At 45.0% G+C, this 438-nt stretch carries 1 protein-coding gene; it reads left to right on the top strand.

Annotation, left to right across the window (positions count from 1 at the left end; genetic code table 11):
- Positions 1-153: 153 nt before the first annotated feature.
- The coding region (locus NE664_14210) for a hypothetical protein (GenBank protein MCQ4727789.1) at positions 154-438 on the top strand (285 nt) is incomplete at its 3' end.

Here is a 438-nt window from a genome sequence, read left to right as displayed (position 1 = left end):
CTGTTGCAAGCCTGCCAATGCTGTTGATATTTATTTTTTTCCAGCGTTATTTTACGAAAGGAATTACCATGGGAGCTGTAAAGGAATGATTTACAAGTGATATTCAGGCCCAATTATGGGGCTGAGATATAAATAAAAGGAGGAAATATTTCTATGAAAAAGGCATTATCAATTATGATGGCATCATCAATGGTGTTGTCGCTGGCCGCATGCAGTGGATCAGCTACGTCCCCCACAACTGTGGCACCAGAGCCTTCAAAGTCAGCTGCAGAGGAATCTAAGGCGGAAGAAACGACTAAGGCTGCTGTTTCGGGGGAACGTATGGAACTTACAGTCTGGTTGACACCCAGCTGGAAAGGGGTTTTTAGTGGTGATGAACCGGGGGCAGACTATGACAGTTTCTTTGTGGAGGCTGGAAAGCGGTATACGGAAAACGTA

The organism is Anaerotignum faecicola, from assembly GCA_024460105.1.
Taxonomy (GTDB): Bacteria; Bacillota; Clostridia; order Lachnospirales; family Anaerotignaceae; genus JANFXS01.
Note: the sequence above shows the minus strand (reverse complement) of the source record. Positions and strands in the feature narration are given on the sequence as shown.